Origin of the sequence: Promicromonospora kroppenstedtii DSM 19349, from assembly GCF_000515355.1 — a bacterium.
GTDB classification, from domain to species: Bacteria; Actinomycetota; Actinomycetes; order Actinomycetales; family Cellulomonadaceae; genus Promicromonospora; species Promicromonospora kroppenstedtii.
In genome coordinates, this window is record NZ_KI911759.1 from 25532 (window position 1) to 31285 (window position 5754).

8 protein-coding genes are annotated in these 5754 nt (G+C 70.9%); all 8 read left to right on the forward strand.

Going from position 1 to position 5754, the window contains the following annotated elements:
- Positions 1-375 (forward strand): hypothetical protein (locus PROKR_RS26805; RefSeq protein WP_036969922.1); only part of this gene is annotated, 375 nt, incomplete at its 5' end.
- Positions 372-944 carry a hypothetical protein gene (locus tag PROKR_RS26810; protein WP_036969924.1) on the forward strand — a complete coding sequence of 191 codons (573 nt, stop codon included), beginning with the start codon at positions 372-374 and terminating at the stop codon, positions 942-944. The genes PROKR_RS26805 and PROKR_RS26810, both read left to right, overlap by 4 nt.
- 85 nt (positions 945-1029) lie before the next feature.
- Positions 1030-1326, forward strand: a complete 297-nt coding sequence (locus PROKR_RS26815) for a WXG100 family type VII secretion target (protein ID WP_020014340.1) — start codon at positions 1030-1032, stop codon at positions 1324-1326.
- Positions 1327-1333: 7 nt separating this feature from the next.
- Positions 1334-1618 (forward strand): hypothetical protein, encoded by a 285-nt coding sequence (locus PROKR_RS26820; RefSeq protein ID WP_020014344.1) that lies wholly within the window; start codon positions 1334-1336, stop codon positions 1616-1618.
- Between the two features lie 59 nt (positions 1619-1677).
- Positions 1678-3054, forward strand: coding sequence for a hypothetical protein (locus tag PROKR_RS26825; RefSeq protein WP_036969926.1), 1377 nt, complete (start codon positions 1678-1680; stop codon positions 3052-3054).
- Entirely contained in the window at positions 3054-3761 is a 708-nt protein-coding gene (locus PROKR_RS26830; protein WP_036969928.1) for a hypothetical protein, read from the forward strand. The genes PROKR_RS26825 and PROKR_RS26830 overlap by 1 nt, the downstream gene beginning before the upstream one ends.
- Positions 3758-4495, forward strand: coding sequence for a hypothetical protein (locus PROKR_RS26835; RefSeq protein ID WP_036969930.1), 738 nt, complete (start codon positions 3758-3760; stop codon positions 4493-4495). The genes PROKR_RS26830 and PROKR_RS26835 overlap by 4 nt, the downstream gene beginning before the upstream one ends.
- Before the next feature lie 83 nt (positions 4496-4578).
- Positions 4579-5754 (forward strand): LysM peptidoglycan-binding domain-containing protein (locus tag PROKR_RS31095; RefSeq protein WP_084800700.1); only part of this gene is annotated, 1176 nt, incomplete at its 3' end.

Below are 5754 nucleotides of genomic sequence, written 5' to 3' on the forward strand. Positions count from 1 at the left end.
GTCGCGGCGCTCGGCGTGCTGGGCCGCGGCCCCGTCCCGGTGCTGGTCGCCGTCGGCGCGAGCGATCCGGCCGACCCGGACGACGGCCTGCTGGCCGCGCTCGGTGCTACCGGCGGCAACCCCGTGAGCCCGCCGACCGTCGAGTACCCCGACCTGCCCGACGGCGACGGGGTGCGGGTGACCCGCCTCGACGTCGGTGAGTTCTCCGGAGGCGGCTGGCTCAGCATCGGCCTCGGCCGGCGCACCGAGCACGACGACGTCGTGGTGGACACCGTGCTCGTATGGCGGTCCCAGGACCTCATGCTCGGCGCCGCGATGCTGGAGCTGCTCGACGAGCTCCTGGCCGCGGTGCGCGTCGTCCGGACCGCGGCATGACCGGGGTGGTGCCGGGGGCGCAGCCGGGCCGGAAGCCCACCGACGAGTGGGCCTTCCTGCTGCCGCCGGGCTGGGCGCGGTTCCCCGCGGGCCCGGAGCACGCGGGAGCGGCCGGGACCACCCCCGGCGTCGTCTACCTCCCGACCGAGCCCGTCGCCGGGATGGCCGTACCGGCGTCGATCACCGAGACGGAGATCCTGGGGGACCGGAGGGCGGACCCGGCCGTGGTCGCGGCGGACGTGCTGGGCACGGGCTACACGGTGAGCGGGCCCGTTGACCTGGACGGACGTCCGGGTGCGCGGCTGACGAACACGGTGCACGATGTGCACCGTGAGGGCGACCGGCCGACGGTCTCCACGCGCCAGGTCGCGTACGTCGTCCTGCGGGACGAGGCTGACGGCGACTGGCTGGTCCTCACCTTCAGCACCAGCTGGAGCAGCCGGGGCACCGAGCGGCTGGCCGAGACCCTGGTCGAGTTCTTCGACGCGGTGATGGCCACGTTCCGCTGGCGCGGCCCCGGTGCGGACCCCGTACACCTGCCCGAACGAAGGGTCCCGGGATCGGTGTAGGGAATCACCCGTAGATTCACCCCGGGGGTGTCCGGTTCATGTACGATCGCCCTGTTTTCCACGAGGCAACCCGAGAGGACTGATCATGGCCAACATCAATGTGACCTTCCAGCAGATGGAGGACGCCTCCCAGCGCATGAAGCAGGAGGCCGACGACATGCAGCACAAGCTGGACCAGCTGCGGTCGATGGTCGACAACCTGGTTCAGGACGGCTATGTCACGGACAAGTCCTCCAAGCGCTTCGACGAGTCCTACAAGGAGCTCGACAAGGGTGGCAAGCAGGTCATGGAGGGTCTGAACGGCATCGGCGAGTACCTCAAGCAGGCCGCCGAGGCGCTGCGCAAGACGGACGAGGAACTCGCCAACGCGCTGAACAAGTAGTCGTCGGATGGCTGACCTCGTCGTCACCTCCATCGCCGTCGACGACGCTGCGGAGCAGCTGAAGTCGGTCCTCAACGAGCTCGAGAACATGAAAGAGCTCTGGGACGGCGGCGATATCTGGGGCCACAAGACGGTGAAGAACGCCATGGGCGACTTCGTCGAAAGCTGGTGGGTCAAGCGGGAAAAGCTCCAGGACAACCTCAAGGACCTCCAGGGAAAGATGGAGACGGCCGCGGAGACCTGGAACGACACCGAGATCGAGCTGGAGAAGTCGCTGACGCCCGACAAGTGAGGGCGGACCCCGGCACGACCCGAAGACACAACCGACCAGCGCGACCCTGAGGAGACTGGATGAGCGCCGCCCGCGTGGGTGAGTGGCATCTGCTGGACTACGACGACGACCCTGTGCCGGCCGAGGCGTCCGGTCTGGACGCGGTGATCAAGCACTACAAAGAGATCACCGAGATGATGACCACGCAGGCGGCGCTCCTCAAGAAGATCGGCGACGGTGACGAGACCCTGCTCAAGGGCGAGGCCGCCGATGCCATGCGCAAGCGCGCACGGGAGAGCCACGAGGCGCTGGGCAAGGCCGCCGGCCGCTACGAGGACGTGCACGCCGCACTCGTGGCGTACCGCCCGGAGCTGGAGACGGCGCGCTCGGAGACCGGCAAGGCCCTGACGATGGCCGAGGACGCGGCCGCCGCCCGGAAGGGCGCCGAGGGCCTGCCCGACCCGGTGAACGAGGACCGGCCGGACGACGCGCCGCCCCTGACCACCGAGCAGAGGAACGAGTCCCAGAACCGCGCGGACAAGATCTCGACCGCGAACGGTGAGCTGGAGGCGGCCAAGACCAAGGCCCGCAACGCCATGACCGCCCTGGACACGGCCGCCTCGGCGGCCGCGACCAAGATCAAGGAGAACTGGGGCGAGGACGGCCTGAACCACACGTGGCAGGAGAAGCTCCGCCACAACTTCATGAAGTTCCTCAAGGGCCTCGTCGAGGTCCTGGGCTGGATCGGCATGGCGCTCGCGGTGCTGGCGATGATCATCCCAGGGCTCGGTGTGCTCGCCTGGGTGGCGCTCGGCGTCGCGGTGGTGGGCCTGCTCGGCTCCATCGTGCTCGCCGCCACCGGCGAGGAGAGCTGGATGGGCGTGATCTGGGGCGCCATCGGCGTGATCACCGCCGTCGCCGGCCTGGCCGTCGCCAAGGTGATCGGAGCCGCCGTCAAGGCCTCGAAGGCCGCGTCCCAGTCGGCCACGGCGATCCGGATGAACGACCTGTCGCGGATCGCCGAGCGCATGGCGGTCTTCCGGAACAACATCGACGGCCCGTTCAGCGCGTTCGCGCTGAACCGCGTGCTGTCCGGCGGGCTCAAGATCAGCGAGAACCTGACGAACCTGTCCAAGCTGCAGGCGCTGCTGAAGATCAACCCGGGCGCCTGGAAGATCCCCTCGTTCACCGGCGCCATCGGCCTCGGCGGCATCAAGCAGCTCGGCGCGATCAACGCCGCCCTCGACGGTCTGAAGATCACCGGGATCACCGGCGGGTTCGTCAAGCCGTGGGTGTACGTCCTGGGCTCCGGCAGCTGGTTCACCGGCTTCGTCTCCGGCGCGTGGAGCACCGGCGTGCCGGCGTCGTCGTTCGGTGACGACGCCCGCGAGAACTTCACCGGCACGACCGACTGGGAGTACAACCACATCACGACCGGAGCCGGGGAGCCGATCTAGTGAGCGAGAGCAGCGCACTCGGAACGGTGGAGGCGGCCGGCCGGGACTGGGCGTGGACCATCGACGAGGTGGAGGGCTGGACGGCGGTTCCGTCCAGCGCGGATCCGGCAGAGGTCGTGCGCGAGTGGCACGACGAGGTCGTCGCGGCGGTGCTCGCCTCGGTCGAGCCGACGATGGACCAGATGATCGACCTCGGCGTGCCCGTCTCGGACGCCGACCGGGAGCTGATGCACCGGAACGTCGCCGAGTCGGTGACCAACCTCGTGGCGTTCGCCGACCAGGTCGCGCCCGACGCGCGGGTCGCCGCCCTGGTCGGCCTGCAGGACCGGGGCCCCGTCCCCGTGCTGGTCAGCGTCGCGCTGAGCGAGCCCGGCGCCGAGGACGACACCCTCATGCAGGTGCTGGGCGCCACGGGCGGCAACCCCGTGAACCCGCCGAACATCGAGTACCTCGACCTGCCTGACGGCGACGGCATCCGGGTCACCCGGATGGAGCTCGACCCGGACAACGCCGAGGTGTGGCTGAGCGTCGGCCTCGGCCGGCGCACCGAGCACGCGGACGCGGTGGTCGACACAGTGCTGCTGTGGCGTACGCAGGACATCATCATCGCCGAGGCGGTGGGGGCGGCGCTGGACGAGCTGCTGCCCGCCGTCCGGATCACCCGGGGCGAACAGGCTCGGAGCGAACAGACCCGGAGCGGAACATGACCGACCAGCAGCCCGCGAACCCGAACTCGGACCCGAACTCGGACGCGGCCGCGGAGACGAACCCTGCCCGTGCCGGCAAGCCGACCGACGCGTGGGTCCTCCTCCTGCCGCCCGGCTGGGCGCGGTTCCCGACGGGGGAGGGGCAGCAGCGCGAGCTGGACGCGGCGATCGAGGAGGTCGTCGCCCGCGCGCTGCCCGACTCGCTGCCCCGAGACCGGGCCGAGCCGTACCGGCACATGCTGCGGGACGAGCTGCACAAGAACCTCGCCGCCGCGCGCGACGCCGGCACGGGCGCCGTCTACCTGCCGACCGAGCCGATGGAGGGCGTGCACATCCCCGCCTCCATCGCCGAGATCGAGGTCGTCAGCGACGCGGGCACCGACCCGCTGCAGATCGTCACCAGCATCCTCGGCGACGGCTACGAGGAGAGCGAGCTGGTCGAGCTCGACGGCCGCCCCGGCGTCCGCGTGGTGCACACCGAGCACAAGATGAAGCGTGACGAGGACTGGCCGGAGCTCTCCACCCGCCAGGTGCTCTACGCGGTCTCCCGCGACGAGGTCGACGGCGAGTGGCTGGTCCTGTCGTTCAGCACGGTCTGGAACAACCACAACACCGAGCGCCTGGCCGAGGCGCTGGTCTTCTTCTTCGACGCCGTGATGACGACGTTCCGCTGGGCCGGCGTCGGCACCAACATCATGAACCTGCCGGAGCGGAGCGTCCCCGGCTCCGCGTGAGCCCGGGCTGCCCCTTCCCGGACCGGCGTCTCCCCGCCCCATCCTTCCCCGACTGACGCTACACATCTGAAGACGGAGCAACCGTGCAGCACCCCCACCGCATCGCCGCCGCTCTGGCCGTGGCGATCCTGTCCACGACCGCGGCGGGGGCCCTCCTCGTCGCGACCGCTCTGCCGTCGACAGCTCTGCCGTCGACAGCTCTGCCGTCGAACGCCCAGGTCACGAGCATCGTCACGGATCTTGGTGCCACCCGCGCCACGACCCTCGCCACCGACACGAAGGACGGCGAGAAGAAGGTCAAGTACTACGTGGTGCCGGCCAAGCCGGAGGGCGAGCAGGAGTTCCTGTTCGACATCGCCCAGCGGTTCCTCGGCGACGGCAACCGGTACCGGGAGATCTTCGAGCTGAACAAGGGCCGCACGCAGCCCGACGGCGACGCCCTGACCGACGAGACCGTCCTGCTGCCGGGCTGGGTCCTGCAGATGCCCGGCGACGCCGAGGGCGCGGGCCTCCAGGTCGGCGTGCTGCCGACCGGTCCGGCGGAGGGCGCCGGTGAGGCGAGCGCCGCGGCCGAGGAGCCGGCCGCGCCGTCGGTCCCGTACTACGTGATCGCGGAGACGCCCGAGGGCGAGCCCGAGTACCTCTACATGATCGCCGAGCGGTTCCTGGGCGACGGCGAGCGGCACAAGGAGATCTTCGAGCTGAACAAGGGCCGCACGCAGCCCGACGGCGGCAAGCTCACCGACCCGGCGGTCGTCACGGTGGGCTGGGTGCTCCAGATGCCGGAGGACGCGAAGGGCGAGGGCCTGCAGAACGGCCCGCTCCCGGGCCCGAGCGCGGCGCCCGAGGCGAGCGCGACCGAGGCCACCGCCTCGCCCGGCGGCGGCACACAGACCGGCGGTTCCGGGCTGGAGCCCGTCCTGATCGGCGTGGGCCTCACGATCATCGCCGTGGCCCTGGTGCTCGTGGTGGTCTACATCGTGCGCCGTGCGCGCAGCAACCGCGCGGAGCCGTTCGACGACAGCCTGCTGCGTACCGACACGTCGGCCTCCTGGATGGTGGACCGGGCGCTGCGCGTACTGCTCGCCGCCTGCGAGCGGGACGGCCTGGACGTGCCGGGTGTCACCGGCGTCTTCATCGAGGGCGGCGCGATGCGCCTGCGGCTGGCCGAGCCCGCGTCCCCCGCGCCCGAGCCGTTCGTGGCCAACGAGGACGGCCAGAGCTGGTCGGCGCCGCTGGCGCGCCTGCAGGCCGCCCCC

Bases quoted from the DNA above. Each gene is read 5' to 3' on its own strand.
- PROKR_RS26810 (WP_036969924.1), top strand. From the start codon at position 372: ATGACCGGGGTGGTGCCGGGGGCGCAGCCGGGCCGGAAGCCCACCGAC.
- PROKR_RS26815 (WP_020014340.1), top strand. From the start codon at position 1,030: ATGGCCAACATCAATGTGACCTTCCAGCAGATGGAGGACGCCTCCCAG.
- PROKR_RS26835 (WP_036969930.1), top strand. From the start codon at position 3,758: ATGACCGACCAGCAGCCCGCGAACCCGAACTCGGACCCGAACTCGGAC.
- PROKR_RS26820 (WP_020014344.1), top strand. From the start codon at position 1,334: ATGGCTGACCTCGTCGTCACCTCCATCGCCGTCGACGACGCTGCGGAG.
- PROKR_RS26825 (WP_036969926.1), top strand. From the start codon at position 1,678: ATGAGCGCCGCCCGCGTGGGTGAGTGGCATCTGCTGGACTACGACGAC.